This is a genomic window from Vreelandella hamiltonii, from assembly GCF_014651795.1.
In the GTDB taxonomy this organism is placed as follows: domain Bacteria; phylum Pseudomonadota; class Gammaproteobacteria; order Pseudomonadales; family Halomonadaceae; genus Vreelandella; species Vreelandella hamiltonii.
Genome location: NZ_BMXO01000007.1, coordinates 1 through 23,714 on the forward strand (window position 1 = coordinate 1; position 23,714 = coordinate 23,714).

22 protein-coding genes and 1 pseudogene are annotated in these 23,714 nt (G+C 59.2%); 7 read left to right on the plus strand and 16 right to left on the minus strand.

Annotation, left to right across the window (positions count from 1 at the left end):
- The 5 genes and pseudogenes from IE061_RS08660 to IE061_RS08680 all read left to right on the plus strand — a co-directional run.
- A pseudogene (locus tag IE061_RS08660) lies at positions 1-380 on the plus strand (DUF2345 domain-containing protein); the annotation flags it as partial.
- Positions 377-1,240, plus strand: a complete 864-nt coding sequence (locus IE061_RS08665) for a DUF4123 domain-containing protein (protein ID WP_193461418.1) — start codon at positions 377-379, stop codon at positions 1,238-1,240. The pseudogene IE061_RS08660 and the gene IE061_RS08665, both read left to right, overlap by 4 nt.
- A gap of 497 nt (positions 1,241-1,737) precedes the next feature.
- Complete coding sequence (locus IE061_RS08670; RefSeq protein WP_193461419.1) at positions 1,738-2,223, plus strand: DUF3304 domain-containing protein; 486 nt, start codon at positions 1,738-1,740, stop codon at positions 2,221-2,223.
- Positions 2,211-3,998 (plus strand): DUF2235 domain-containing protein, encoded by a 1,788-nt coding sequence (locus IE061_RS08675; protein ID WP_193461420.1) that lies wholly within the window; start codon positions 2,211-2,213, stop codon positions 3,996-3,998. The genes IE061_RS08670 and IE061_RS08675 overlap by 13 nt, the downstream gene beginning before the upstream one ends.
- 402 nt (positions 3,999-4,400) lie before the next feature.
- Positions 4,401-5,414 carry a serine hydrolase domain-containing protein gene (locus tag IE061_RS08680; protein WP_193461421.1) on the plus strand — a complete coding sequence of 338 codons (1,014 nt, stop codon included), beginning with the start codon at positions 4,401-4,403 and terminating at the stop codon, positions 5,412-5,414.
- 31 nt (positions 5,415-5,445) lie between these two features.
- Here IE061_RS08680 and IE061_RS08685 read toward each other — a convergent pair whose 3' ends face one another.
- The 9 genes from IE061_RS08685 to IE061_RS08725 form a co-directional block, all read right to left on the minus strand.
- On the minus strand, positions 5,446-6,009 hold the full coding sequence (locus tag IE061_RS08685; protein WP_084123705.1) for a YqhA family protein: 564 nt from the start codon (positions 6,007-6,009) through the stop codon (positions 5,446-5,448).
- A 26-nt stretch (positions 6,010-6,035) separates the two neighbouring features.
- Entirely contained in the window at positions 6,036-6,494 is a 459-nt protein-coding gene (locus IE061_RS08690) for a tellurite resistance TerB family protein (protein ID WP_193461422.1), read from the minus strand.
- Positions 6,495-6,499: 5 nt separating this feature from the next.
- Positions 6,500-7,522, minus strand: a complete 1,023-nt coding sequence (locus IE061_RS08695; RefSeq protein ID WP_193461423.1) for a nucleoid-associated protein — start codon at positions 7,520-7,522, stop codon at positions 6,500-6,502.
- A gap of 35 nt (positions 7,523-7,557) precedes the next feature.
- A complete protein-coding gene (locus tag IE061_RS08700; RefSeq protein WP_016915096.1) occupies positions 7,558-8,319 on the minus strand; it encodes an ABC transporter permease in 762 nt (253 codons plus the stop codon).
- Positions 8,316-9,260: an ABC transporter ATP-binding protein gene (locus IE061_RS08705; RefSeq protein ID WP_193461424.1), complete on the minus strand. Its 945-nt coding sequence runs from the start codon at positions 9,258-9,260 to the stop codon at positions 8,316-8,318. Before IE061_RS08705 ends, IE061_RS08700 begins: the two co-directional genes overlap by 4 nt.
- Positions 9,261-9,318: 58 nt before the next feature.
- Positions 9,319-9,597 carry a peptidylprolyl isomerase gene (locus tag IE061_RS08710; protein ID WP_039175191.1) on the minus strand — a complete coding sequence of 93 codons (279 nt, stop codon included), beginning with the start codon at positions 9,595-9,597 and terminating at the stop codon, positions 9,319-9,321.
- A gap of 51 nt (positions 9,598-9,648) precedes the next feature.
- Positions 9,649-10,722: a serine hydrolase gene (locus tag IE061_RS08715; protein ID WP_230478427.1), complete on the minus strand. Its 1,074-nt coding sequence runs from the start codon at positions 10,720-10,722 to the stop codon at positions 9,649-9,651.
- 106 nt (positions 10,723-10,828) lie between these two features.
- Positions 10,829-12,013: a heparan-alpha-glucosaminide N-acetyltransferase domain-containing protein gene (locus IE061_RS08720; protein WP_230478416.1), complete on the minus strand. Its 1,185-nt coding sequence runs from the start codon at positions 12,011-12,013 to the stop codon at positions 10,829-10,831.
- A 169-nt stretch (positions 12,014-12,182) separates the two neighbouring features.
- Positions 12,183-12,479 carry a hypothetical protein gene (locus IE061_RS08725; RefSeq protein ID WP_039175189.1) on the minus strand — a complete coding sequence of 99 codons (297 nt, stop codon included), beginning with the start codon at positions 12,477-12,479 and terminating at the stop codon, positions 12,183-12,185.
- A gap of 431 nt (positions 12,480-12,910) precedes the next feature.
- Between IE061_RS08725 and IE061_RS08730 the strand changes: the two genes are divergently transcribed.
- Positions 12,911-13,852 carry a DHH family phosphoesterase gene (locus tag IE061_RS08730; protein ID WP_039175188.1) on the plus strand — a complete coding sequence of 314 codons (942 nt, stop codon included), beginning with the start codon at positions 12,911-12,913 and terminating at the stop codon, positions 13,850-13,852.
- A gap of 104 nt (positions 13,853-13,956) precedes the next feature.
- Here IE061_RS08730 and IE061_RS08735 read toward each other — a convergent pair whose 3' ends face one another.
- From IE061_RS08735 to IE061_RS08745, 3 genes are all read right to left on the minus strand, one after another.
- Positions 13,957-15,252: a TRAP transporter large permease gene (locus tag IE061_RS08735; RefSeq protein WP_039175187.1), complete on the minus strand. Its 1,296-nt coding sequence runs from the start codon at positions 15,250-15,252 to the stop codon at positions 13,957-13,959.
- Positions 15,249-15,803 carry a TRAP transporter small permease gene (locus tag IE061_RS08740; RefSeq protein ID WP_039175186.1) on the minus strand — a complete coding sequence of 185 codons (555 nt, stop codon included), beginning with the start codon at positions 15,801-15,803 and terminating at the stop codon, positions 15,249-15,251. The genes IE061_RS08735 and IE061_RS08740 overlap by 4 nt, the downstream gene beginning before the upstream one ends.
- A gap of 89 nt (positions 15,804-15,892) precedes the next feature.
- The gene (locus IE061_RS08745; RefSeq protein WP_039175185.1) at positions 15,893-16,873 is read right to left on the minus strand and encodes a TRAP transporter substrate-binding protein; all 981 of its coding nucleotides are present in this window, start codon (positions 16,871-16,873) and stop codon (positions 15,893-15,895) included.
- A gap of 256 nt (positions 16,874-17,129) precedes the next feature.
- On the opposite strand from IE061_RS08745, the gene IE061_RS08750 reads away from it, so the two are divergent.
- The gene (locus tag IE061_RS08750; RefSeq protein ID WP_039175184.1) at positions 17,130-17,903 is read left to right on the plus strand and encodes an SDR family NAD(P)-dependent oxidoreductase; all 774 of its coding nucleotides are present in this window, start codon (positions 17,130-17,132) and stop codon (positions 17,901-17,903) included.
- Between the two features lie 16 nt (positions 17,904-17,919).
- Here IE061_RS08750 and IE061_RS08755 read toward each other — a convergent pair whose 3' ends face one another.
- From IE061_RS08755 to speB, 4 genes are all read right to left on the minus strand, one after another.
- Positions 17,920-19,365 (minus strand): aldehyde dehydrogenase family protein, encoded by a 1,446-nt coding sequence (locus tag IE061_RS08755; RefSeq protein ID WP_193461425.1) that lies wholly within the window; start codon positions 19,363-19,365, stop codon positions 17,920-17,922.
- Between the two features lie 9 nt (positions 19,366-19,374).
- Positions 19,375-21,003 carry a 5-guanidino-2-oxopentanoate decarboxylase gene (locus IE061_RS08760; protein WP_230478417.1) on the minus strand — a complete coding sequence of 543 codons (1,629 nt, stop codon included), beginning with the start codon at positions 21,001-21,003 and terminating at the stop codon, positions 19,375-19,377.
- 10 nt (positions 21,004-21,013) lie between these two features.
- Positions 21,014-22,396, minus strand: a complete 1,383-nt coding sequence (locus IE061_RS08765; protein ID WP_039175181.1) for a YjiH family protein — start codon at positions 22,394-22,396, stop codon at positions 21,014-21,016.
- Between the two features lie 137 nt (positions 22,397-22,533).
- A complete protein-coding gene (speB, locus tag IE061_RS08770) occupies positions 22,534-23,484 on the minus strand; it encodes an agmatinase (RefSeq protein ID WP_193461426.1) in 951 nt (316 codons plus the stop codon).
- Positions 23,485-23,714 lie beyond the last annotated feature (230 nt).

The following is a 23,714-nucleotide window of genomic DNA, read 5'->3' on the forward strand; positions in this document are numbered from 1 at the left end:
TCAAGGCTGGGCAGGCCTGGCTCAGTGAAAGTGGCCGAGAGCTGCACATCAAGGCAGGCCACAAGGTGGTGCTGGAAGCCAGCGACGAACTCACCCTGAACGCCGCCGGCAGCTTCATCAAGCTGGACAGCGGCGGAATCACCCTGGTGGGCCCCTCGGTACGGGTCAACGCAGGCGGCAGCCCCGGCAACGGTTCCGGGCAGGCGGTGGAAGGCCCGCTATTGCCGGGGCGGGCGGTGGCGGAAATGCATGAACGGGTTGATGCGCTATCCCAAGAGGCCCTGCTGACGACACAGCTCAAAGTGCCGGAAGTATGTGAAGAGTGTTGGCTGAAAGCGCTCGCTGAAGGCCAGAGTGCTATCCCTGGGGAGTCATCATGAAAGCGAATGCTCTTTACCCCTGGCAGCATGGTGAATCAGAACAGGCAGCGGAGGTATCACGCTATGCTCTGGTTGAATTAGCGCCTCTACCGGTGACCTGCCGTTCGACGCTCTTCAACGACATGGTTCAAGAGAGCCGGTACTGGTCGCTCATCAAGGATGAAAGCCAGCCTCACTTGCAACGCGAAGGACCATGGTTGCTGCAGTTAAAGCAAAACAAACTCGAGGCGCTGTCCACGCTGGATGGTATCGATTGTGCGTTACAGAGTTGGATCGAAAGCCCCCTGCCTGGGGCGGAATTGGCTATTCACATGGCTCCGGCAATAGTGATGGAAAACTTGCACCAGCAGCGTTCTTTGCTGCGTTTTTACCTGCCTGATGCCATCACTCAACTGCATCGAGATGCTCAAGGTAATCCGGAGAACCTCCTGTTCGCAGGTGTGAATCGCTGGTGGTATCGCAACGAAACGTCCGGTTGGACGGCTTTGGAAGGTCGCGCCCCGCTCGCTAAGCGTACACCTTGGCGCTTGTTAGTCGATGACGCACGTTGGCGTTCATTACACGGTGACCCAGAGGTAATGCAGATGACCAGCGAGTTGGTCGATTTTTCGCCTGCTTTGTTCACTGGGATATGTGGTTGCGAACGTCCACGGCATGTTGCCAAGGCACTGGTTCAAGCAGACAGCCATGGATTGACCGCCACTGCCGACCGGCGAACATATGTCTACATACAGCTAAGCGAGGGAGAAGGTGCCTGGGCTGCCGAAGAGATGAAAACTCTTTTACAGCGAGCAGCTAAAAGCGAAGCCCCCTTGGCTGATTTATTGGTAACTGCTCATAAGCAGGCTGAAGAATGTTAGTTCGTTGGGCAATAAGGCGTTATTTGCGTTTGCTGCCTGTCTGGTTGCGGATGCTGTTAGACATCATGGGTGTTTGTGGGTGTCATAAGGCATGTTTTTCAACCCGTCAAAGAGTGGCTTATTAGCAGGTTGCAAACATACTGATAGACTTATTGCGAGCTACTAGGTTGATGGTGACTGGGGAGGGAATATGAATACCTACTCTTTATGTAGCACAACTTTTTGTTGGTCTTTTCAAACAGTCACCGTTGGGGTTTCAAGATATTGAGCAGGATAGAAGATCAGCATCACCAAGGGGTGGAAGAAGAAAAGCAGAGCGTAATTATTACTATGCTAGAATATCATCAAGATGATAAATATCTGCATATTAAATTTTTTCAATGATAAGATGGATTTTTGGGAGCACGAATATTCGCTAACTAAATACTGGACGGATCAAGATAATCGACAGACAAGCTTTATAAGAGCGCAATGTTTTATTTATCAAAGGGGGTTATATGTTGGTTCGCTGGACTATAAGTCGTTATTTGCGTTTACTGCCAGCTTGGCTAAAAATATTATTAGCTGGTTTGTTTTTAATTTGGCTGGCTTGGGAGATGATCTTTAATACATCAAAGAATGGTTCTCTGGCAGGTTATAACCATACCGAAAGACCTATTTTTAGTTATTGGGTCGATGGTAATTGGGGGGGGAATATGGCTCCTTATTCTTGGGGTAGCACTACTTGCTGTTGGTCATTTAAAAATGACACAGTCGAAGTGGTTTGGATTCTGGATGTTACGCCTGAGGATATAGAGGCAGGCCTTGATGAGGAAAGATACAGTTTGACCCTGCCAATGCCTGAGCACACACGAGAAGATCAGTACCTACATGTTCATTTTATTTCTGACAACAAAGTTGATTTAGTTTGGAGCCAGGATATTAGGTCGCCAAAATTTGATGAATACCGTGGACAAGGAGAACAGATGAAATGGATGAGGTGACGCTTGATAGTATATGTTCGTTAAATGCTAGAATTAATCATGATTTTTCATCTTCACTCGGAGCTGATTGCAGTCAAAAGTTGGATATAGGATTTTTTTTCGATGGAATTTCAAGAAATTTAGAAAAAGATTTGCATGATGATACTGTAAGTAATGTTGGACGTTTATTTTCAGCTTATCCCTCTGAGGCTGAGGGCCAGCTTGCCTCTCCGGTTCGTAGGCATTATTACTCCGGCCTTGGAACACCTTTTGAATCAAGCCTTTCCGATAATGTGCTAGGGGCTGCGCATCGCGCTCCTGACGAAGCCATTGGAACAGGGGAGGGGCAGTTACGTTCCAGTGCCATGGATGCCGCCAAGGATGTGGCCGCTGGTCGTGGCTCAGGGCGCTGGTATGAGGTCTTTGGCCGTTCATTCAAGGTATCTATTACGCAACCTTGGAATTGGGTCAAGCAAGCCAGGGATGCGGTTGTTCGAACAGGTATCGAAGCTTTGGCGCCTATTCGTGATACCCCCATTGCGGCTAACCTATTAATGAGTGGAAGTCACACCCGCCTCTCCGCCGCCGTGAGTGATTTTGAAAACAGCGTTGCTGATATTAAGCAACACAGTGAGCTACCGTTGGTCCGAATACGCGTCTCTGTCTTTGGCTTCGATTTTGGTGCCGCCATGGCTAAAGCATTTGTACGGCGGCTTCTAGATGAAGTGTGCGATCAGGATGGCGAACGTTTTGTTTATCAGGACAGCGATGTGGAGGTCGTATTTGTAGGCTTGTTGGACTGTGTGGATCGTACCCATGCCGAGATGGGGCCGCTAGATTGGTTTCACCCGTTGACTCCGGTGCTTGATGATGGTGGTGAGCTTCACCCAGGCTGCCAGCGAGCACTGCATTTGATCGCTGCTCACGAGCGCCGTTTTTATCGCCGCTGCCGTCCGCTGGGCGCAGAAAATTCGCAGTGGCATGAAGAGCTGTGCCCCGGCATTAGTGAGGACATTGGGGGTGGACTGAAGCCTGATGAGCAGAAAGCCAGCGCAGAGCTTTCACGTGCTGCCCTGCACCGCATGTATCGTCGCGCCACCATCGCTGGAGTTCCCTTCCCACCGTTAGATAGTCTAGTGGCTAGAGGTCGCCGTTTTGCTGAAATGTTTGAGCTGAACGATGAAATCGAAGGCTATTCATTACCCGCTTTGGCACGCCACTATCAACGACATACCAATTCTCGACGCAGTCCTACAGGTGAAAACTTTCGCTTCCATACCCTGGTTTATCTGGCCTGGCTAGCGCAACGTTACCGCGACTATCAGGACACCCTGGCTGCTCTAGAAGCACGCGAAGATGCACTGCCTAACCGTTATTACCATCGCACCATTGGTTCACTGGTGGCGTCTATCTCTGGAGAGCAAGAAGAGTGGTTACTTCAGAGGGCGGAGCAAGCTGAGATTGATGCAGCTATAGACTCATTAAAGCAGTCTTGGAGCTGGCTCGAAGATGTTGACAGCGAGGCGAGGGATATACGTCGGCGCGAACGTTCATCAGACAGGAATACCTATTTGCATGCGCGAGCGACGCTTCGTCACCACTCGCAATTAGCTAACAGGTGGTATCAGTGGACAAGGGAAGAATCGCCACCTGAGCTACCCGAGCCAGTAGGGCTGCTGTTTGCTTATGGATTGCATGACAAGCAGCCAGAAGAGATGAGCTATCGAAATAGGCAGCCCTCACAGATCGTTGGCGGGTATCGTTTTATGACGTGGAGGGATATTGACCAGCCCTAGATGTAGAACCACCAAATAATCGGCTCAGCCACCTTACCCCTGACATTGGCAGCGTAAACCCATAAAAAAACGCCCGCTGGGGGAAGCGGGCGCTTGGCGTGCTAACGGGGATGGTGGCCCCAGGCTGCTTAACGTAAGCCCAGCAGCGAAAGGATGAACAACACCACGACAACCAGACCCACGATATAGATAATGCTACGCATAACGGCACTCCTTGCTTTAGCGTTTCATGAAAATCAAAGGGTTGCTTCTCCCTTAACAGGCCCTTCTAGCGTAGCAGGCTTTTTTGATGTTTGCGTAATTTCCTGGAATTTGGCTGATCAGGGGCCGCTGGGGAACCTTTGGCCAGGCACTGCCTCGAAGTTTAGCCTCCCCTTTTCAAGGCTCTGCCAAGGTTCTGCGATGCGTTTTCCTCTGCTGGTGTCCTGCTGTTGTGCGCTCTCCTTCGTCTCGTTTTCTCTGCCGATGGCCTCTGCCAACGCGCCTGATGCCGCACGGCTTCAAGCGCTCGACGAACGCACCGCTGCGCTGCCCCGAGTGCATGCGGTGGTGGTCGCCCATGATGGAGAGATCGTGCACGAAATTCATCAGGGTGGGCCTGGGGTGGCGGCGCCTGCCAACGTGAAGTCGTTATCCAAAACCGTGCTGGCGGCCATTACGGGGGCGGCTATCGAAGCGGGCGTGATCGACTCGGTGGACCAGCCGTTGGCGAGCCTGCTGAACAGCCTGCCCAGCGATGCCGACCTACGGGTCAACGACATCACCGTGGCCCACTTGCTTGCCCAGCAGGCAGGATTGGAGCGCACCTCGGGAAGCCACTACGGCGCCTGGGTGGCCAGCGCCAACTGGGTCAACGATGCGCTTAGCCGTCCGTTCGTCGATACCCCCGGCGGGCGCATGCTCTATTCCACGGGTACGAGCCATCTGCTCTCGGCGGCCCTCACCCATGCCAGCGGTGAAAGCACCTTGGCGCTCGCCCAACGGCTGCTGGGCGAGCCTTTGAACATCACCATTCCTGCATGGCCACGGGACCCGCAAGGCATTTACTTTGGTGGCAACGATATGCTGCTGTCGCCCCGAGCCCTGGTCGAGATTGGTGAACTGTACCGCAACGATGGCTTAGTGAACGGCCAGCGGGTCTTGCCCGAAGGCTGGGTGGAGGCTTCCTGGACTGCTCGGGGCAGCTCGCCCTGGACAGGCGATGGTTACGGCTATGGCTGGTTCATCACTACCCTGGCCAACACACCAGTGATGTATGGCCGAGGCTACGGTGGCCAAGCGCTGTTCGTGGTGCCTGAGCGGGCGATGACGGTCGTGATAACGTCCGATCCCAACCCGCCCTCCCCCGGTGGCCAGTTCCAGCAGCAGTTGAATGCGCTGGTGGCGAGCCTGTTGGAAACGGAGAGCTCTCCGTAGCCCGCCACGGGCTGTTCACGGGAAGGGCGAGCTACTCGCCCTTGTGCGCCAGGCTCATCAAGTAGAGCGCGGCAGCAAGCGCCAGTACGGAAAGGGCCAGATAAATGGCCTCCAACGGTGTGCTGAAGCGGATATCCACCACGGCGCGAAAGAACTCGATAATGACGGCCAATATGACGACGCGGGCAATCTTGTCCTTGAGTTGATCCAGAGAGGCAACGTTGAAGGGGTGCGTAGGGTAGCGTACTTCGGCTTGGTCGATGCGAGACACGAATAGCCGATACACCCCCAGCCCGAAAATCAGCAGCACGATGGCAATCAGATAAATATCCACGGCCATGATGATATTGGGCACGAGGGTGTCGTGGATATTGCGCGAGTCATCGATAAAGTAGTAATGCAGTACATCGCCCCCCACACTCAAAATATCCAGCGTGCCGACGATGAACAGCAACAGCGACCCCATCAGGCTCGGCACCACCGCCAGCATGACGAGAAAACGGGAGTTCCATAGCGCTGTCTCTATCCACCGCTCCCAGGGCGACTGTTCATGGGGCGGCTTGGGCGCAGGAGGAGGAAGAGCATTGTTGTTCATGGCGGTCGAAGCGCTCCTTGAAGCGTTTAAGAGGCGGAATCCGGGCGTTGGCTGAGCTTGCTGCGAATGAAATCACTGTGGCTGACGTGCAGGAGGTCGGCCAGGCGGCGAATGCGGTGCTCTTCCAGCGGGTCCAGCGAGCCATCGGCCCAGGCCACCTGCCACATCATGGCCACGACTTCCAGGCGCTGCTCATAGCCATAGTGCTGTTTGATCAGGCTGACGAACTGGTAGTGGTCCACGGCGTCGTCCACTTCTGCCTCGGCCAGGCGCATCAGTTCGGCCACTGCCTGCTCATCGAGGCGATAGCGCGTCATCAGCATGCGCTGCATGGCGGCGCGCTCGGCCTCGCTCTGTTCATAGTCGGCCCGCATCACTTCGCACAATAGCGCAGCACAGGCGAGTTCTAGGGTCAGGGCCTGGTCGTCGCGCTGCTCCGGGGCCGACAGCGTCCGCTGAAAGAAGCTTTGAATCGCGTCCAGCACGGCAATTACTCCTTGCGTTTGGCCAACTGCTCTTTGAGCTGTTTGGGCACCTGCTTGATGATAAGACGGTCCTGCGCGGCATCGTACTCGATGCTGGAACCCAGCAGGTGCGAGTCGAAGCTGATCGACACCCCACCCGCTCGGCCGGTAAACCGGCGGAACTGGTTGATGGTGCGCTTGTCCGGCGGAATCTCCGGAGAGAGGCCGTAATCGGCGTTGCGGATATGGTCGTAAAACGCCTGTGGCTGCTTCTCGTCCACCAGCTCGGAAAGCGCTTCCAGCGTCATGGGTTCGCCACGGCGCAGCTGCTCGTTGGCGTAATCCACCAGGGTGTCGGTTTTTTCACGGCTGGCGTCGTCGTCCAGGTCTTCTTTTTCGACGTAGTCGCTGAAGGCCTTGAGCAGGGTGCGGGTTTCTGCCGGGGCATCGATGCCCTCTTCCATGCCCAGCAGCGCCACCAGCCCATCGGAGAGCTTTTTGGCACCACGGTCCTTGAGGAACGAGACGTACTGCGTCGTGGCATCCGCCCGTTGCCACTGGGTGAGGTTCACCCTGGCCGCCAGCGTCAGCTGGCTGGCGTTCAACTGAGCGGCTGGCACGGCCTGATGGGCCTCATTGAAGCCGATCCCTTCCCGCTGATGAATCAGGCCGAAGAACAGGGTATCCGTATCCCCCTGACGAAGGTGCGCCATCACCAGATAACCACTGACCGACAGCTGCTCCTGCAGCGTTTGCGCAAGGCGCTCGGCCAGGGCGTTGGCCAGCTCGGCAAAACCTTGTTCGGTGCCCGAAGGGTCGGCCGCCAGATAGGCGCTCAGCCAGGCCACCAGAGGCCCGGCCTGCTCCCCCTGCTCGGCAAACCGCCCCCACCCCTTGGCCTTGGTGTTGTAGGTATCGTTGAGGGTGTTGACCAGGCTGGCCATGACGGGGTTGTCGGCCTCGGCGGGTGCCGGGGGCGGCGTCACGGTCAGGCGCTCGCCATCCAACGAGGGCTCCAGGCGGTGCACGGCACTTTGCAGTAGCGGCATAAGCAGGCGTTACCTTTGCAGAAAAACGTGAAACGTCAGGGCTTCAGCCGGTATCCGGTGCGGAAAATCCAGGCAATGGTGGCCAGGCTGACGGCTAAAAAGAACAGGATCATCGCAATACTGGCGCCCACACTGACATCACTGATGCCATAAAAGCTCCAGCGAAACCCGCTCACCAGGTACACCACGGGGTTGGCCAGGGTCACGGTTTGCCAGAACGGAGGCAGCATATCGATGGAGTAGAAGCTGCCGCCTAGAAACGTCAGCGGCGTAATCACCAGCAGCGGCACCAGCTGCAGTTTATCGAAACCGTCGGCCCAGATACCGATGATGAACCCCAGCAGGCTGAACGTGACGGCGGTGAGCACCAGGAAGGTGAGCATCCAGAAGGGATGGGCAATCTCCAGCGGCACGAACAAGCCCGAGGTGGCCAGGATGATCAAGCCCAGCAGAATCGATTTGGACGCCGCCGCCCCCACGTAGCCGATGACGATTTCCAGATACGACACCGGGGCCGACAATATCTCGTAGATACTGCCGGAGAATTTGGGAAAAAAGATGCCGAAGGAGGCGTTGGAGACGCTCTGGGTGAGCAGCATCAGCATGATCAGGCCCGGTACGATGAAGGCGCCATAGCTCACCCCGCCGATCTCGCTGATGCGCGAACCAATCGCGGCCCCGAAGACCACGAAGTAAAGCGACGTGGAGATGACCGGCGAGACGATGCTCTGGAGCAGGGTTCGCCGAGTACGCGCCATTTCTGCCATGTAGATGGCCCGAATGGGATAGAGGTTCATGCGCGCTCCTTGACCAGATCCACGAAGATGTCTTCCAGAGAGCTCTGCCGAGTGTGCAGGTCCTTGTAGGTAATGCCCTCTTTTTCCAGCTGCGCCAGCAGTGACGAAATGCTGCGCCCCTCGGCCTGATGCTCTTCCTGGCGACCATCGTAGGTGTACACCAGCTCGTGCCCATCGGCCGCCAGGCTCAGTGCTTCATTGGCCAGTGCTTCCGGCAGCGCTTGCAAGGGAGTGTGCAATTGCAGGGTCAGCTGCTTGCTGCCGAGCTTTTTCATCAGCGCGGCTTTCTCTTCCACCAGCACGATCTGACCACGATTGATGACCCCGATGCGGTCAGCCATCTCTTCGGCTTCTTCGATGTAGTGGGTGGTGAGGATGATCGTGACGCCGTCATCGCGCAGCCCGCGTACCACTTGCCACATGTCGCGCCGCAGCTCGACATCGACGCCTGCGGTGGGCTCATCCAGAAAAAGAATACGCGGTTCGTGAGACAGCGCCTTGGCAATCAGCACGCGGCGCTTCATGCCCCCCGAGAGAGTCATCAGCCGATTATGGCGCTTGTCCCAGAGGGCGAGTGACTTGAGCACCTTTTCGATATGCGCCGGGTTCGGCGCCTTGCCGAACAGGCCTCGGCTAAAGCTGACGGTGTTCCAGACGGTTTCGAAGGCTTCGTTGGTGAGTTCCTGGGGCACCAGGCCGATACGCTCGCGGGCTTGCCGATAGTGGCGAACGCTATCGAAACCATCCACCAACACACGGCCTTCACTGGGATTCACCAGCCCGCACACCACGCTGATCAAGGTGGTCTTGCCGGCGCCGTTGGGGCCCAACAAGGCAAAGATTTCACCGCGCGCGATGGTCAGATCGACACGGCTAAGCGCTTGAAAGCCTCCTGAGTAGGTTTTGTTCAGGCCTTCGATGGCAATGATTGGGTCGTTCAAGGCGTGCTCCTCACACCGCGGCGGGACCGCCGCGGTGCTTTACGGGCGCTGGGCGCCCTTAGCTGCGGCTGGTGATTTCGAGCAGGTGGTAGCCAAACTGGGTCTGTACCGGGCCGTGCACGGTATTCAATTCACCGCTGAACACCACCTTGTCGAATTCAGGCACCATCTGGCCGGGGCCAAAGCTGCCCAGGTCGCCGCCCTGACGGCCAGAGGGGCAGCTGGAGTGCTGCTTGGCCACGTCGGCAAAGTCACGGCCGTTTTCGATCTCTTGTTTCAGTGCGTTGCACTGCTCTTCACTGCTTACCAGAATATGACGTGCGCTAGCGCGGGCCATGGTCAACTCCTTAATATTCAACCTGATAACGGTTCAACCCAAAACGGCTGGTCAGTTTATCACGCCGCTGTCGTGTAATGCTTCACCTACGCGGGTCAACGCCTGCTCGTGGGCACTCAGCGCCAGCGGGCCACGGCTACAGGCGACGATGACCCAGTGTTGCGGGGGTGCGCCATCGCGGGTGGCGATGCCCGCATCGCAGCTTCGGCGGTGCTGGGTGCCGGTCTTGTGAGCAAACGTCACCTCGCGGCCCATGCCACGCTTGAGCCGCTGTTCGCCAGAGCGGGTGCGCTGCATGACCTCCAGCAGGGTTTGCCGCTGCTCGCGGTCGAGGTCGTCCATGCCTCCGTGGTGCAGGCTGGCCAGCAGGTCGCCATAGGCACGCAGCGTGCCGACGTTTTCACCACTGGCTTCGTAGGCATCGAAGGCGCTGTCGTAGTCTGGCTGCGCGAAACTGCTGGGCGATACCCCGAGCGTCCGGGCCAGCGCCGCGGGGCGCTGGCCAAGCCTGTGCTGGCGAAGCGCCATGAAATCGAGCCCGCCCAGCTGGCGGGCCTGCGGGTGCAGCTGGCCGTACACGCCCTGGCGCACACCCACCAGCAGGCTGATGGGCCCCAACTGCTCGGGGTGCCCGCCGCTGGCCGCAACCATGGCCCGAGCACGGGCGTTGACCTCGGCAAGCCCCACGCGGTTGATCAGCATGTCCGTGGCCGTGTTATCGCTGACCGTCACCATCTGTTCCAGCAGGTAGCGGATGGAAATGGGCGTGCCAGGGTCGTGCCAGTTGACCGGCCCGGCGCCATCCACGAAGTCGCTGCGCGAGAGCGTGATCCGTTCATCCAGCGACAGCGTGCCCGCCTGGCGCTGCGCCAATACTTCCGCGGCCACCGGGACTTTCACCAACGACGCAAGATACCAGGGGTCATCGGCACGCCATGAGTACGCTTCGCCGCTCGTCAGCTGTTGCACGTAGACGCCCAGCTCGCCACCGAATGCCTCTTCGATGGCCGCGATCCGGGCATCCAGGCTGCCCTGCCAAGGGCTCTGCTTGTCGACTTCGTAGTACCAGTTCGTCTCATAACCATGCGCCTGCCCGTGAGTCTCTGCCAGCACGACCGGCCCCATCGGCAGCAGCGCGCCCAGCACCATACTCAACCACCAGCGTTTGAAACGTCTCAAACCTTGCCTCCCCATCTACGGCTTACCGTTGCACTGCCTATTCTCGTAAAGGCTATTTATGTCGGACAACCCAGCGGGTCAGCCCTATCCACAAGGCGGCCCCCAGAATCAACAGCCCGCCCACGCCGAGCACCTGTGGATAAGAGAGGACATTTTCGGCCCCCAGCAAAAAGCGCAGCACCAGAAAAATCATCACGATGTGAAATATGAAGGCCTTGAGGGCATCGCTGCCCACCACGGTCAGTGGCAGCAGCACCTTGGCTGCCATGGCGCCGCCTGCCAATGCCAGGCCCAGTAGCACCAGCGCCCCTCCCACGCTGAACAGCATGAATTGCAGCCCTGGCGGGTGCTTGCCCGCATTGTTGGCAATCGCCAGCATGGCGGCATCGACATCTCCAGCGCTGATGGCCAGGCCGTAGAAACCGGCCACCATCAGCGCCCCTACCACGACCAATACGCCGACCAAACGGCGGCGCAGCGCCGTGTCGAAGTAGCAGCGCAGCAGGGCCTCACCCATCAGCAACCCCGCCAGCACCAGCGGTGCCCGGCTCAGTTGGCCCCAAGTGTAGTGGTCTTCATGATCCACCAGCAGCGCCTTGAGAATATCGTTTCCGCCGAAGCTCAGCCCTTGAAGCCAGGCCGAGAGCGCGGTCAGCCCCACAATGGCTCCGAGTCGTGCCCACAGAGGCGTTCGTGCCCACAGGGGGAGCAACAGCGGCACCCATAACAGGGCAATGGCATAAAATCCGAGGATTTCGACCCAGATGGCAAATCGGCCATACAGCAGAGTATCGACGATGTCGGCGGGGGAGTAGTAAGGCAGCATCTCGACGATGGTCAGGGCCTTGTACCAGAACCACACTTCCAAGGCGCGTACCCAAAGCTTCAGGCGCCTTTTTGGCCAATCCTCGCTTTGGGTATGGGCCAAAAAGGCCACCGCCAGGGCAATGCCGAACACCAGAATGAACAGCGACGATGAAAACTTGGTGATGAAGTGAACGGGGACCATGCCCCAGTCCGGTACGTTACGTATGCCGACCAAACCACTGACCGCATGGCTGACGATCATCAGCCCGATGGCGATACCTCGTGCCAGGTCGATGGCTTCGATACGCCCTTCGGCGCGAGGCAGCTGGGGAAGCTCTTTCCAATTCAACACGTTGGGCACGTCCTTGTTATCGTGGTCAGGGTCATAGCGCAGGGACTTTGTGAAGATGCGTCTCTTACCATAGCGCATTCACGCGCATTTCCCTTCCACGCTTCGCCCCTATGATACGATAACCCCTATGACACGTTCGCCCCTATGACACGATAGCCCAAACGCAACAGCGCCCCGCAATTGGCGGGGCGCTGCGTGGCTCATCCTTGAGCCGAAGTAGAAGTTACTCCCTTAAGCGGCCGTGGGATTACCAGCCAGAATCGTCTTCCTCTTCAGTCTCCCACTGATCCTGCTCTTCTTCTTCCTCTTCATAAGTGAATTCTTGCTCTTCCTCTTCGTACTCGGTGGTCACACCGTCGTTGGTGGCACCTTGCTCTTGATCAGCATCGAAAGAGTTGAATGAGCCTTGATCATCCTGCATGGTTTCTTCCTGCGGCGCAGTGGGGTGCTCTTCATGCTCCTCCATTGCGAATGCCAGCGGGCTGGCTACCAGGCCAAATGATACACCCAGAATACCGAGTTTCTTCAGAGCTTCCTTTTTCATGGTCGTGCCTCCTAATGGCGTTTCTTTCGTTCAGTTCGGCGTGTTACGCATCTAACAACGTTTCATCTTCACGATCGATAAGAGCGGCGTGTCGTCCTGACATTCGTGCTTGCCGTTCTTGCCTAGAACATTGCACCCCCCATGCCAGCCTGCGCCAGAAAATTTTTAAATTATTAAATTTCAGTGGCTTATAAAGAATTCCTGCATGCCAACGCGTCTCTTCTATAATATTTAATTAGTTTTTTATTGTTTACCTCTGACACATGAGCCCCTGATGCTCACGCCCCGCTGTAACACTGCTCACTTTAACTAGCCAGTGCTACGCCTCGCCGAAGCGTTGGTAACCGGGGTTGCAAGAGCGGAAAGGTTTATTTTAACCCGCGTTCACTGCTGGTATCGTTCAGATACCGATCACCGTGAAGAGACTACAAATGCCTACGCAACAGACATCCACGTTTCGTTTGGTTACCCGCAGCGATTTTGATGGGTTGGTATGCGGCGCACTGCTCAAGCATCTGGGGCTGATCGATGAGATCACCTTCGTGCACCCCAAAGACATGCAGGATGGCAAGATCGAGATCGATGCCAACGACATCACCACCAACCTGCCTTATGTGCCCGGCTGCCATCTGGCCTTCGATCACCACCTGAGCGAAACCGTGCGTAACGTCGAGCGTGCCGACAACCACATCATCAATGCCGACGCCCCTTCTGCGGCACGCGTCGTGTGGGAATATTACGGTGGCCACGAGGCCTTCCCCGCCCGCTGGGACGACATGATGGAGGCGGTCGATAAAGGTGATTCGGCACAGTTCGATCGCGACGAGATTCTCGACCCGCAAGGCTGGGTGCTGCTGAACTTCATCATGGACGCGCGCACGGGGCTGGGGCGCTTCCGCGACTTCCGTATTTCCAACTACCAGTTGATGATGAAGCTGATCGATTACTGCCGTGAGCACACCATCGACGAAATCCTGGCTTTGGAAGACGTTCACGAGCGCACCGCGCTGTACCGTGAACACGCGCAACTGGCCAAACAGCAGATCGAACGCTGCGCCAGCGTACACGGCAATCTGGTGGTGCTGGACCTGCGCAACGAAGAGACCATCTATGCCACCAACCGCTTCGTGATCTACGCCATGTACCCCGAGTGCAACATCTCGATCCATGTGATGTGGGGCCTCAAGCAGCAGAACACCGTGCTGGCCATTGGCAAGTCGATCCTCAACCGCTCCAGCAACACCAATGTGGGCGAGCTGTGCTTGAGCTACGGCGGCGGCGGCCACCTGAATGCGGGCACCTGCCAAGTCGATAATGACCAGGCGGAAAGCGCGCTGGCGGAGATTGTTGAGAAGATCAATGCCGATGGCTAAAGAGCGGCTGCACGGGTAATCACCCGCTGCATCTCCTCCGCACTGAATGCGTTACTTCGCCCCTGGGTTCGAATCATCCAGAGGCGAAGCATTGGCGACCAGGCTCAATACCCCATCATGCTCGGCAGCCAGGTCGCCAGTCCAGGCACGGCGATCAACAGCAGGATCGTGGCCAGAATGGGCAGCAGGAACGGCAATACGGCTTTGACCACCTGGCCGTACCTCAACCGGGTAATCCCGACCATCAGGAACAGTACCGTGCCGAAGGGCGGCGTGATGACGCCCACCGAGAGCGTGATGACCATCACGATACCGAAGTGAACGGGGTCCAACCCCGCGCTGAGGGCGGCCGGTACGACGATGGGCGTGAAAATCAGGATGCTCTCGATCACCGACATGAAGCAGCCGATCAGCAGGAAAAACAGCGCAAAACAGAGCAGCAGCACGATGGTGGGCATATCGATGCTGGCGACCTGGCCTGCCAGCGCCTGGGGGATACCCATACGGACCAGAATCCAGCCGTAGAAGCTCGATACCGCGATGATCAGCAGAATGACCGCGCTGAACATCAGGGTTCTACGAAACGCCTGGAATAAATCCCGTCCGTTCAGGTCACGGTAGATCACCCCGCCCAGGATCACCGCGTACAGCGAGGCAATCGCACCCGCTTCTGTGGGGGTGAAAAAGCCTCCCCAAATACCGCCCACGATAATGGCGGGCATCATCAGAGGCAGGATGGCCCGCTTGCCCGTGCGCACGACTTCGCAGGCATCGAACGCGGTCGGTGTGGGCATCACCACTCGGCCAGTCATGCCCAGCACCACCGTCATGCCCATCAGTAACAGCGCCATCAGGATGCCCGGCAGCAACCCCGCCATGAACAGCCCACCGATACTGACATTGGCCAACCAGCCATACACCACCAGCGCAATGCTGGGCGGCAGGATGGGGCCAATGACGCTGGACGCCGCCGTAATACCGGTGGAATAGCCCAGCTCGTAGCCGCGCTCCTTCATGGCCTTGATTTCAATGCTGCCAAGCCCGGCGGCATCGGCGACTGCGGTGCCCGACATGGTGGCAAAAATCGAGCTGGCCACGACGTTGGCATGCCCCAGCCCACCTTTGGTGAATCCCACCAGCGCCGTGGCGAAGTCGAAGATACGGGTGGTCGTGGAGCCCACGTTCATGATGTTGGCCGCCAGAATGAACAGCGGGATGGCCAGCAGCGTGAAGTTGTTGAGGGTTTGCACCATGCGCAACGGCAGCAGCTCCACCGGCAGCCCCCCCGCCCCGGTTACCGCCAGGGCAATGAACGAGGTCACGCCAATGGCCACCACCACGGGCAATCCAATGGCCATCAGGGCCAGCAAGCCCCCTACGAATACGAGCAATTCCATCATGGCTGCGCGGGCTCCTCTTCACGGGGCGCTTCCAACCAGGCCACGGGGCCACGCAGGGTCTGCCACGCGGCGATCAGCGCCATGCCCGAGAAACTGAGCAATACGCCGTAATAGAGAAAACTGAAGCTGATACTCAGCGATACGGTCTTGTTGTTGGCACTCATGTCGGACATGATCCAGGCGCCCCAGGCCGCCAGCACAAAAAATCCGCAGGAGATCATGGCCGTCAAGCGATACTGAAGATGCCTGCCCACGTTGGAGAGCCGGTGACTAAACAGGTCCACGACCAGATGCTCACTACGCACCCACGCCGAAATGGAGCCAAAACCAATCGCATAAATGGCCAGCAGCGACGCGACTTCTTCTGTCCAGGGCATTCCCAGCCCCAGCAGGTCACGAGCCACCACGGCGGCCACCAGCAGCACCAGAATGGCCACCATCAAGGTCACGCCCACCACATCGCACAGGCTCGTAATGACACGCAGCACACTTTGGGCGGCTCTATCCAGCCCCTGCACGGGTGCCGCTTTCTCTTCCGAGGGAGCATTCATCGATAATTTCCTGAGGTGATCTCGCAATCCACGGCCACGGGGGTGTCGGGCACCCCCGTGGCTGAACCCGACGCGTTGGCGCTAGCGCGTCATTCGCCCTGATGCCCGAGGGCGTCCTCGCTCACGCCATCGGCCATATCGGCCATGACCCGCTCGATGGCAGGCAACGCAGCGGTTCTGAACGCTTCGATATCCGGTTCGATGATGGTCATGCCCTGCTCTTCCAGCGCGCCGAGGTAGTACTCGTCCAGCTCGCGCTCACGCTCGGAGCCATGGGCACGCGCCACGTGAATGGCCTCTTCGATCAGCGCTTGATCGTCTTCTTCCAGGCCGTTCCACCACCGCGAACTGGCCACCCAGTTCCACGGGAACTGCACGTGGCTGGTCAGAATGATGTGGTCCTGCACTTCCCATAAGCGCCGGGTATATGGCGAAGAGAGCGAGTTTTCATGGCCGTCTACCTGGCGCGTCTGCATGGCCAGGTAGATCTCCGGAGCAGGCACGTTGACCACTTGGGCACCGATCTCTTCCCATACCGCCAGCCACACCGGCAACGAAGGTAGGCGCATGCGGAAACCGCGCAGGTCTTCAGGGGTTTCGATGGCCTTGTTGGCGGTCATGTGGCGCGGCCCACGATGCTGGGTGCCGAAGTACTTGAGCCCGCCCTGGCTTTCGGCCTGCGCGATCAACGCCTGCCCAGAGGGGCTCTCCATGTACGCATCCACCTCTTCCCAGGTGGCAAACACGAATGGCACGGTAATGGCGTCGTACTCAGGCGCATACTGCTGGCGCCAGTTCCCGCCGGTAATGGAAAGCTGGGTCTGCCCCAGGTTGAGCAATTCCAGAATGGCATCCTCGCCTCCCAGCGAGCCCGCCAGGAAAGGGCGAACGTTGAAGCGGCCCGGCGCCTGCTCTTCCAGGTACTCTGCAAAGCGCTCCACGGCGGCGCTTTCGGAACCGCCTTCGCTCATGGTGTTGTTGACTTGGATTTCGATCGGGTTAGCCAGAACGAACGGTGCTGTCGTCAGCATGCCCAGAGTCGCCAGCGTGGCAAGCAGTTGTTTCCGCATGGGAAGGCTCTCTACGGTTGTCGTTATTGGGTGTGGTACTGCTTCGATCTTGAAACAAGCCGCCAAACGGCTCAAATCGGCGTTCGAGAAGGCAGGCTTCGTCAATGACGATGGCTGCAATGTCCCTCATAGCGGCACTTTTTCCAGGGCGCTGCGAAAGGCTGCGACTAAAGATGGATACTCAAGGGCTCGGGTTCGTTACCCAATGGCGCTACCCCGAGAGGTTCCATAACAATTCAATGTGGGAGTATTCTCCATGCACGAAACCGAGCAGGTCGTGTTCATCACCGGTGCGACGTCCGGCATCGGGCTGGCATGCGCGCATCTTTTTGCCGACGCGGGCTGGGCACTGGTATTGACCGGGCGGCGCCAGGACCGCCTGGCGCAGCTGCAGGCCACCTTCGAACAGCGCGTGCCTACCCATACGGCAGCGTTGGACGTCAGTGACGCCGAGGCGGTGGCCGAAGTCGTAGCGGCCTTGCCCGAGCGTTTTCAGCGCGTGCACACGCTGATCAACAATGCCGGGCTGGCGCTGGGCAAGGACCCGGCGCCGCAAGCATCGCTGGAAGACTGGCATCGCATGATCGACACCAATATCAAGGGGCTGGTCAACGTCACCAAGCACCTGCTGCCGCTGCTGAGCGCTTCCACCCCAGGGGCCACGATCATCAACCTGGGCTCCATTGCCGCCAATACGCCCTACCCGGGCGGCCATGTTTACGGCGCCACCAAGGCCTTCGTGGAGCAGTTCAGCTATAACCTGCGCTGTGACGTGGGCCCGCTGGGCATTCGCGTCACGGATCTGGCCCCCGGCATGACGGCCAGCGAGTTCACCCTGGTGCGCATGAAGGGCGACCAGGGCGTCGCAGACCGCTACTACGAAGGCGCCCAGCCGCTCCAGCCAGAAGACGTAGCCGCGCAGGCGCTGCATGTGGCGTCCCTGCCTGCCCACGTCAACATCACCCGCCTGGAAGTCATGCCCGTGTGTCAGCAGTGGTCAGCGCCGACCATTTTGCGCCACCAGACGTAAGCGTTGGCCCGGCGACTTACGCCGGGCCAACCACATGCTTCACCTCCAGGTAGGCGCTTAACCCCCAAGGGCCCAGCTCGCGCCCGATGCCACTGCGCTTGAACCCGCCCCAGGCGGTTTCGGGCAGCACGAGCTGCTCGCTGTTGTACCAGATACTGCCCGCTTTCAACTGGCGGCCAATCCGCTTGGCGCGTTCTGGATCACCGCTGATCACCGTGGCGGCGAGGCCAAAGTCACTGTCATTGGCAAGCCGAATGGCTTCGGCCTCACTTGCCACGCTGCGACCGCAAAGCACGGGGCCGAAGATCTCTTCTTTCCACAGACGGCTCTCTACCGGCACATCGCGGTAAAGCGTAGGTGCCAGAAAATAGCCTTGGGTGGGTAGCGTGCGGTGCCGCCCATCGCGCACCACCGTCAGCCCTTCCTGCTCGGCAATATCGAGATAGCGCTGTACGGCATCGCGCTGCCTGGCGCTGGTCAACGGCCCCAGGTCGGTGCCTTCAGCGAGCGGGTCTCCCAGCGTCAGCGCGTCCATACGCTCGGCAAGCGCCGCGTAGAGCGCCTTGGCAACGTCTTCGTGCACCAGCAGTCGCGAGGTGGCAGAGCAAATCTGCCCGGCGTTGAAGTAGATACCCGCCATCACCCAGTCAGCGGCCTGGGCGAGGTCGGCATCGTCCATCACCAGGATGGGGGATTTGCCGCCCAGCTCCAGCGATACGCTCGCAGTACGCGCGCTGGCGGCCTGCATGACGGCCTCGCCCACGCGGTTACTGCCGGTAAAGGAGATTTTATCCACACCTGCATGGTGAGTGAGCGGCGCGCCAATGCCTTCACCGTCGCCATTGAGCAGATTCAGTACGCCTGCGGGCAGGCCAATGTCCAGCGCGATCTCCGCCAGCACCCGCTCGGGCAGCGGGGTGACTTCCGAGGGTTTGAACACCACCGTACAGCCTGCGGCCAGCGCGGGCGCCAGCTTCCAGGCGCTGGTCACCAGCGGGAAGTTCCAGGGCGCAATCAGCCCCACGACGCCGACAGGGTCATGGTAGGTGCGGGCTTCTACGCCTTCCATTTCGAGACTGACGCGCTCTCCTTGGCGCGCATCCAGCGCTTTGGCTTGGGCGGCGTAATAGCGGTAACAGGCAATCGCATCGTCCAGATCGATCCCTGCCTCGGCCAGCGGTTTGCCGTTGTTGGTCGCCGACAGCTGCATCAAGGCCTCACGCCGTGCCTGTAGCGCCTCGGCCAATCTGGTCAGATACTCGGCCCGTGCCGCCCCGCCCAATGCCTGCCACTCGGGCTGTGCCTGCCGGGCAGCGGCCACCGCCGCATCGACGTCTGCCGCATCGCCACCGGTCACTCGCGCAATCCGCTCTTCGCGGTAAGGATTCATCACATCGAGCAGGCGAGTGCCCGCCGAGGCGACCCATTGATTATTGATGAACTGCTGGTCGAGAGTCTGCATGGGAACGTCCTAGTCGGGAAGTGAGCACGCCCGCTGCCAGGCAGCGGCGTCGATTTCAATCAGTAGCGGGCCGCTGGGCACGCGCTGAGCAAGCGCTCTGGAAAGCTCGTCGGGGCTCTCTACCAGCATGCCGGGGCAGCCGAAGCCTTCGGCCAAGGTGAGAAAATTGGGCGCTTGAATATCGACCCCCAGGCGGGCCACGCCGTTGGCATCCATGTAGCGGCGAATCTCTTCATAACCGGCGTTGTGCCATAGCACGATGACCACTGGCAGGCGGGCTTCCACCGCAGTGGCAAGCTCCGAGAGCGTAAACATCACCCCGCCGTCTCCCACCAGCGCAACGACGGGGAGATCAGGCCGGGCTAGCTGTGCTCCTAGTGCCGCAGGCAGCCCATAGCCCAAGGTGCCGTAGCCGGTAGAGGCGTTGAAGTAGCGCCTGGGCGCGGGCTGGCTGACGAGGTGGTTGCCGACATACACCGGCGCGGTGGAATCACCGACCAGGATGGCCTCAGGCAGGTGGTCGGCCAGCGCGGCATAAAGCGGTACGAAATCGCGAAACGCAGGATCATTGGCCAAATCCAATGCGTTTAGCGCAGCGGCCGTTCGCTCGGCGCCCTGACGTTTCAGCGGCGCTGAAAAGTGCTCAAGCAGAAGCTCCAAACTGCGCCCGGCATCACCCACCAAACCAAGCGTGGTGCGCTGATTGCGCACCAGCTGCTCGGGGTCCAGGTCGATTCGAATCAGCGTGCCGTTGAGGTGAAAACCGTCGTCGAAAACGACGTCATAGTCGGTTTCGCCCAGCTCGGTGCCTATGGCCAGAATCACATCGGCACTGGCAGCCAGCTCCCTGACGGCAGGCAGCGCGGCATTGGCCCCCAGGTCCAGCGGGTGATCACGCCCCAGCAGCCCCTTGGCGTTGATGGTCGTCACCGTGGGCGCATCCAGTTGCCCAACCAGCGCTCGCGCGGCTTCTGGCGCTGACACACAGCCACCCCCCAGCAGCACCAGGGGCTGCTTCGCCGCCTGGAGCAGGCGAGCCGCTTCGGCCACGCCTTCCGGGTCGGGGGCCGCTCGGTATAGCGTTGGCGCTTGCCAACTGGTCGGCACGGGTACGGGTGCATTGAACAGGTCGATGGGTATTTCGATGTGCACCGGGCCTGGGCGAGCACCGTTGAACACGGCAAAGGCGCGGGCAAGTACCTCCGGCAGCGTGCTGGCATCCAGCAGGGTGTGGCTGAACCGCGCCACGCCGCTGATCATCTGCTGTTGGCTGGGCAGTTCGTGCAGCCGCCCTTGGCCCAGGCCCAGCGTATCGCGACGATTGACGCTGGAGATCACCAACATGGGGATGGAGTCTGCCAGGGCTTGGCCCATGGCGGTGGCCATATTGGTCATCCCCGGCCCGGTAATGATCAGGCAAACACCGGGCTGGCCACTGGCGCGGGCATAACCATCGGCCATGAACCCCGCCCCTTGCTCATGGCGCGGGGTGATGTGCGCCACCTCGCTGCCCTCCAGGCCACGGTACAGCTCCACGGTATGCACGCCGGGAATGCCAAACAGCGCCCGCACGCCGTAGGTATCGCGCAGCAGGTGGATCAACAGGTCGGCGCAGGACATCGTCTTCGACTCGTTCATGCATCGCCCCTTAGAAGAAAAACGTGTGGGCCATGAAGGCAATGATCGGCAGCGTAATGGCCGTACGCAGCAGGAACACCACGGCCAGTTCCCAGAACTTGATGGGAATCTTCGACTTGAGCAGCAGCGCACCGATCTCGGACATATAGACCAACTGGGTCATGGAAAGGCAGGCAATCACGAAGCGGGTCAGCTCGCTTTCGATGTTGGTAGCCAGCACCGCAGGCAGGAACATGTCCGCGAAGCCTACCAGCGTGGCAGGTGCAGCCGCCTGGGCTTCAGGAATGCGCAGCAGCTCCAGCACCGGCACCATGGGGTACGAGAGCCAGGTAAACAGCGGCGTGAACTCGGCCAGAATCAGCGCCACGGTGCCAATCGCGAATACCAGCGGCAGCAGCGTCAGGAAGATGTCGATGACGTTGAGCAGCGCCAGCCGGGCCAGCGCTTTTGGCCCGGGTGCGCCCGCCGCACGACGGGTGGCCTGCAGCAGGCTGTAACGCAGCAACCCCACGTTGTCAGTGCGCTCTTCGCTCAGCTGGCAGCCCACCGGTTCGTGGTAGTCATCGGATTTACGCGACAGCGGCGGGATACGCGACACGATCACCGCCGCGATCAACCCGGATACGACGACGGTAAAGTAGAAGGGTATGAACAGGTGATTGAGATTGACGAAATTGACCACCAGCAGACTGAACGCAATCGACGCTACCGAAAAGTTGGTGGCAATGACCGAGGCTTCACGGCCGTTGTAAAAGCCCTGTTCGTACTGCTGCGAGGTGATCAGCACGCCCACCGTGCCCGAACCCATCCAGGAAGCGGTAGCATCGATGGCACTGCGACCCGGCAGGTTGAAGATGACGCGAAACGGCTTGCGCACCATGGTGCCAATGAACTCCATGAAACCAAACTCGACCAGAAACGGCAGCAGCAGCGCAGCGAAAAAGAAGAACGTCAGCAGCACCGGTGCCAGATCGTTCAGCATTACGCCGCCGGTAAAGGACGCCGTCACGAACTCAGGGCCGACCTGAAAAAAGGTCATGATGACGAAGACGGCCCCCAGAACGCGCATGGCAATCCATACGGGGCCCACATCGAACATCTCCTTGAAGTGGCCTTGCCGTGCCCAGGCGGGCTTTGCCAGCTTGACGTACAGCGTCACCATCACGGAAACGCACAGCACGCCTAGCGCAATGGCAGGCAGCGCCCCACCCAGCAGGGTCTGCAGGCCATCGGCCATCAGCCCCATGCCGATATTGACGGTCTCACCAAACTGAAAAGGGATCAGAAACAGCAGCACGCCGATCAGCGAAGGAATCAGAAACTTCAGCAGATGCGCGCGGGGTATCGACGTGGACGAAGCGGATGCTTCCGGCGTCGCTTTAGAGTATGACATACGGTTCACCTATTGGATGTGATTATTGGAGGTGGGCTGGCGGCGTCCTGAAGGGGAGCACCGCTCCCCTTCCTGTGTATTGTCATCCGCGCCTTGTCAGGTCGGCGCTTGGTGCAAGGCACTTTTGCAGGCAGCGCTTACGGGCGGCGTTGCGCTGCGGGCAGTACGCAAAGCATTTCATACAGCAGCGTAGCGCCCATCAGCGCCGTGTTGCCGCTGGGGTCGTACGGCGGCGACACCTCGACCAGGTCCCCGCCCACGATGTTCAAGCCAGCGGCACCGCGCACGATTTCCAGCCCTTGGGCAGAGGTCAGCCCTCCCATTTCCACCGTGCCGGTACCGGGGGCGACCGAAGGGTCCAGACCATCGATGTCGAAACTGATGTACACCGGGGTATCGCCCATTTGCTCACGCACTTCGGCCATCAGTGGCGCCAGCGAGCGGTACCAGCACTCTTCGGCGGGCACTACGCGGAAACCCTGCTTGCGGCACCAGTCGAAATCTTCCGGGGCATAGCCGGTTCCACGCAGGCCGATTTGCACGACCTTGTTATGAGCCAGCAGCCCTTCCTCCTGGGCGCGGCGGAACGGCGTGCCATGGGCAATGGGCTCACCGAACATGTGCTCGTTCACATCCGCATGGGCATCGATATGAATCAAGCCCACCGGACCGTGCTTTTTGGCCATGGCGCGTAGAATCGGCAGCGTCAGCGTGTGCTCGCCCCCCAGCGTCAGAGGAATGCAGTCGTGCTTCAGTACGTCGTCGTAGAAGGCGGTGATGATGTCGACGCTTTTCGGCAGGTGAAAGGTGTTGATGGGCACGTCACCGATATCGGCGACCTGAAGCCGCTCGAAGGGAGCCGCCCCCGTGGCCATGTTGTAGGGGCGCAACATGCGCGACTCATCGCGAATCTGGCGTGGCCCCAGGCGGGTACCCGGGCGATTTGAGGTGCCGATATCCATGGGAATGCCGATGAACGCCGCGTCCAACCCTGCTGCGCTCTGTTGCGTGGGCAGGCGCATCATGGTGGCAGGGCCTGCAAAGCGCGGCATGGTGTTGCCGCCCAGCGGCTGATTGAATTCCGACATCGTTCTCTCCTTGGATTTATTGTGGCCAGCCTGACGGGCCTGGCGCTTCAGCGATTTATCCAGCTCATATCGCTCATGCATCGTTGATGCACAGATCAATACACAGACCACTGCACAGACCATGCCAAGTCACCTGCGCTGATAAATAGGGAGGTTTACCGCCCCATCGATGCAAAAATGAATCGCAACGCTAATGAAACGATGCAAAAATGAATCAATGAGTCATATTT

Coding starts and splice junctions, on each gene's coding strand:
- IE061_RS08665 (WP_193461418.1), top strand. CDS start 377: ATGAAAGCGAATGCTCTTTACCCCTGGCAGCATGGTGAATCAGAACAG.
- IE061_RS08670 (WP_193461419.1), top strand. CDS start 1,738: ATGTTGGTTCGCTGGACTATAAGTCGTTATTTGCGTTTACTGCCAGCT.
- IE061_RS08675 (WP_193461420.1), top strand. CDS start 2,211: ATGGATGAGGTGACGCTTGATAGTATATGTTCGTTAAATGCTAGAATT.
- IE061_RS08680 (WP_193461421.1), top strand. CDS start 4,401: ATGCGTTTTCCTCTGCTGGTGTCCTGCTGTTGTGCGCTCTCCTTCGTC.
- IE061_RS08685 (WP_084123705.1), bottom strand. CDS start 6,009: ATGAACAACAATGCTCTTCCTCCTCCTGCGCCCAAGCCGCCCCATGAA.
- IE061_RS08695 (WP_193461423.1), bottom strand. CDS start 7,522: ATGCCGCTACTGCAAAGTGCCGTGCACCGCCTGGAGCCCTCGTTGGAT.
- IE061_RS08700 (WP_016915096.1), bottom strand. CDS start 8,319: ATGAACCTCTATCCCATTCGGGCCATCTACATGGCAGAAATGGCGCGT.
- IE061_RS08710 (WP_039175191.1), bottom strand. CDS start 9,597: ATGGCCCGCGCTAGCGCACGTCATATTCTGGTAAGCAGTGAAGAGCAG.
- IE061_RS08715 (WP_230478427.1), bottom strand. CDS start 10,722: ATGGGGCCGGTCGTGCTGGCAGAGACTCACGGGCAGGCGCATGGTTAT.
- IE061_RS08720 (WP_230478416.1), bottom strand. CDS start 12,013: ATGCGCTATGGTAAGAGACGCATCTTCACAAAGTCCCTGCGCTATGAC.
- IE061_RS08725 (WP_039175189.1), bottom strand. CDS start 12,479: ATGAAAAAGGAAGCTCTGAAGAAACTCGGTATTCTGGGTGTATCATTT.
- IE061_RS08730 (WP_039175188.1), top strand. CDS start 12,911: ATGCCTACGCAACAGACATCCACGTTTCGTTTGGTTACCCGCAGCGAT.
- IE061_RS08735 (WP_039175187.1), bottom strand. CDS start 15,252: ATGATGGAATTGCTCGTATTCGTAGGGGGCTTGCTGGCCCTGATGGCC.
- IE061_RS08740 (WP_039175186.1), bottom strand. CDS start 15,803: ATGAATGCTCCCTCGGAAGAGAAAGCGGCACCCGTGCAGGGGCTGGAT.
- IE061_RS08745 (WP_039175185.1), bottom strand. CDS start 16,873: ATGCGGAAACAACTGCTTGCCACGCTGGCGACTCTGGGCATGCTGACG.
- IE061_RS08750 (WP_039175184.1), top strand. CDS start 17,130: ATGCACGAAACCGAGCAGGTCGTGTTCATCACCGGTGCGACGTCCGGC.
- IE061_RS08755 (WP_193461425.1), bottom strand. CDS start 19,365: ATGCAGACTCTCGACCAGCAGTTCATCAATAATCAATGGGTCGCCTCG.
- IE061_RS08760 (WP_230478417.1), bottom strand. CDS start 21,003: ATGAACGAGTCGAAGACGATGTCCTGCGCCGACCTGTTGATCCACCTG.
- IE061_RS08765 (WP_039175181.1), bottom strand. CDS start 22,396: ATGTCATACTCTAAAGCGACGCCGGAAGCATCCGCTTCGTCCACGTCG.
- speB (WP_193461426.1), bottom strand. CDS start 23,484: ATGTCGGAATTCAATCAGCCGCTGGGCGGCAACACCATGCCGCGCTTT.